The sequence below is a fragment of the Rhizobium sp. BK376 genome (assembly GCF_004341625.1).
Taxonomy (GTDB): domain Bacteria; phylum Pseudomonadota; class Alphaproteobacteria; order Rhizobiales; family Rhizobiaceae; genus Rhizobium.
Map to the genome: position 1 here is coordinate 1 of NZ_SLZG01000082.1, position 2,569 is coordinate 2,569.

Sequence of the window (2,569 nt, forward strand, 5' to 3'; positions counted from 1 at the left end):
GTAAGCGCGCAAATCCCTGCACCTGTTCATTGACGGCGCATCGAGGGATTCTGTGTCCACAACGGAGACTGTGGACATAATGACATTGGATGGCAGCGGAATTTCAGGGCAGCTTCGGGTCGTCAAAGTTCTTCACAACGGGAAGCGGCGTTTTGATCCTGTTGAAAAGGATCGCTTGATTGATGCGGCCCTTGAGCCGGGGGTATCGGTTGCCGGCCTGGCGCTTGCACACGGGATCAACGCCAATCAGTTGCACAACTGGATCAGGCTGCGTCAGCGCCAGCAGGCGGCGAAAGCGTTGGCGGTTATGCCTGGCGCACCGTCGGCCTTCGTTCCGGTGGTTGAGGCAGCGCCGACTGCGCGGCCGCCGGCCCCGTCGGCTCGACCGACATTGCCACGGGTGCGGTTGAAGGCGACGCTACCGAACGGCGTACGGCTTGAGCTTGAAGACGCGGATGCTCAGGTTCTGTCGGCAATGATCGAAGCGTTGGGACGTTGCGATGTTCCGGCTGGCTGATGATCTGCGCGTCTATCTTCACCGGGAACCGATCGACTTTAGGGCCGGGATCAACAGCCTCGCGATTTTGGTCGAGCAGTCTATGGGCCTCAATCCGTTCGAGCGGGCGGTGTTTGCCTTCTGCAACCGTCGCAGAACCCGGATGAAATTGCTCTTTTTTGATCGATCGGGCTTTGTGCTAATTTTGAAAGCGCTGACCGAAGACAAGTTCCGCTGGCCCCGACGACAGGAGACGGTGGTGGCGCTCGATGCCGAGCAATTGCATTGGTTGCTCGACGGCATCGATCTCGACGCGATGGTTCGCCATCCGGTGCGGCAATATGAATTTGTCGGGTGACCTCGGCGCAAACGCAGAGCGTTTGTCGTGGGCCTGTTGACGGAGAGTGCCGGTTCAGATTCAAGAATGCGATGACTCGAGCCAGCATCCCGACCGTTGAAGAATTGATGGCGCTTTTGGCGGCGAATGCTGCCGAAATTGCCGCGTTGAAGGCCGAGAAGGATATTCTTGCGCAGCGCGTCTTCAAGCTCGAGGAAGAGCTGGCGCTGGCGCAGTTGCATCGTTTTGCGCCGCGCAGCGAAAAGCACACGGATCGCATCTTCAACGAAGCCGAGCAGGCTACCCTTGAGGGAGATACAGACGAGGACACCGACGAGGCGGAAGCCGTCGCTCTACCGGACACGGGATTGCCGGGGATCGAAAAGCCGCAGGGCAAGAAACCTGGGCGCAGGCCGTTGCCGGAAAACCTGCCGCGCCAGCGCATCGAATATGACCTTGCCGACGATCAGAAGACCTGTCCGTGCTGCAGCCACCCGATGCATCGCATGGGCGAGCTGGTCACTGAACAGCTTCACATCGAGGTGAAGGCCACGGTTCTGCAGAATGTCCGGGCCAAATATGCATGCCGCAACTGCGACCGCACCGGGATCAATACGCCTGTTGTCATCGCGCCGATGCCGAAGCAGCCCTTGCCCGGCAGCGTCGCCACCGCCTCGACGCTGGCCTTCGCGCTCGTCCATAAATATGTCGATGGCACGCCGCTCTATCGCTTGAGCCAGGCCTTCGAGCGTGCAGGCGTTCCTGTCAGCCGTGGTGCTCTAGGCCATTGGGTGATCGGTTCGAGCGAGAAACACCTCGTTCGCATCTATGACGCGCTGAAACTGCGGCTTCAATCGCAGACCGTCATCCATGGTGATGAGACGACAGTTCAGGTGCTGAAGGAAGAGGGCAAGGATCCCACCAGCATCTCATACATGTGGGGCTACCGTAGCGGCGAGGACAGCCGGCAACCGATCGTGCTGTTCGATTATCAGCCCGGCCGCGGGCAGGAACACCCGCAGGCCTTTCTTGGCGACTACCGCGGTATCTTGATGAGCGATGGCTATCAGGCCTGGCGCACATTGAAAGGTGCCACGCATGTCGGGTGCATGGCCCATGCCAGGCGGAAGTTCGTCGATGCTCTCAAAGCGCGCAAGAAACCCGGTGGGCCGCCGGCACAGGCCATCAAGTTCTTCGACCAGCTCTACCGGATTGAAAGGCAGGTGCGGGACGAAAAGCCCGACGACGGCGAAACGCGAGATCATTATATGCGCCGCTTTCGCCAGAAACACAGCGTCCCGGTCCTTGCCGCCCTCAAGGAATGGCTCGACAAAATCGCGCCAAAGGTCGTGCCCGACACAAAGCTTGGCGATGCCATCGCCTATACGCTCAACCAATGGGACTATCTGGCCCGTTATACCGACGACGGCAGGATGCCGATCGACAACAATTTACTCGAGCGCGACATCAGAATTTTTGCAACTGGGAGAAAATCCTGGCTCTTCTGTGACACCGTCGACGGAGCCAAGGCCAGCGCCGTCATCTACAGTCTGATGCTGACATGTCGCGCCTGCGGTGTCGAACCATTCGCCTGGCTACGCCACGTCCTCACCGAACTACCGCAGCGTCCAAACGACACCGATATCGACGACCTGCTGCCCTTCAACTATAAAAAACAGACCGCATAAGCTGCCGCTTCAAGCCGATTTACGACGTGCACTGAAAAGCGCGCTTAC

General features: G+C 59.1%; 3 protein-coding genes. All 3 read left to right on the forward strand.

The window, feature by feature from the left end; genetic code table 11:
- Window positions 1–79: 79 nt before the first annotated feature.
- The gene (locus EV561_RS36860) at window positions 80–517 is read left to right on the forward strand and encodes a transposase (protein ID WP_132528768.1); all 438 of its coding nucleotides are present in this window, start codon (window positions 80–82) and stop codon (window positions 515–517) included.
- Entirely contained in the window at window positions 501–854 is a 354-nt protein-coding gene (gene tnpB / locus EV561_RS36865) for an IS66 family insertion sequence element accessory protein TnpB (RefSeq protein ID WP_132528769.1), read from the forward strand. Before EV561_RS36860 ends, tnpB begins: the two co-directional genes overlap by 17 nt.
- A 71-nt stretch (window positions 855–925) precedes the next feature.
- On the forward strand, window positions 926–2,521 hold the full coding sequence (locus tag EV561_RS36870) for an IS66 family transposase (RefSeq protein ID WP_132528770.1): 1,596 nt from the start codon (window positions 926–928) through the stop codon (window positions 2,519–2,521).
- Window positions 2,522–2,569 lie beyond the last annotated feature (48 nt).

Coding starts and splice junctions, on each gene's coding strand:
- EV561_RS36860 (WP_132528768.1), top strand. CDS start 80: ATGACATTGGATGGCAGCGGAATTTCAGGGCAGCTTCGGGTCGTCAAA.
- tnpB (WP_132528769.1), top strand. CDS start 501: ATGTTCCGGCTGGCTGATGATCTGCGCGTCTATCTTCACCGGGAACCG.
- EV561_RS36870 (WP_132528770.1), top strand. CDS start 926: ATGACTCGAGCCAGCATCCCGACCGTTGAAGAATTGATGGCGCTTTTG.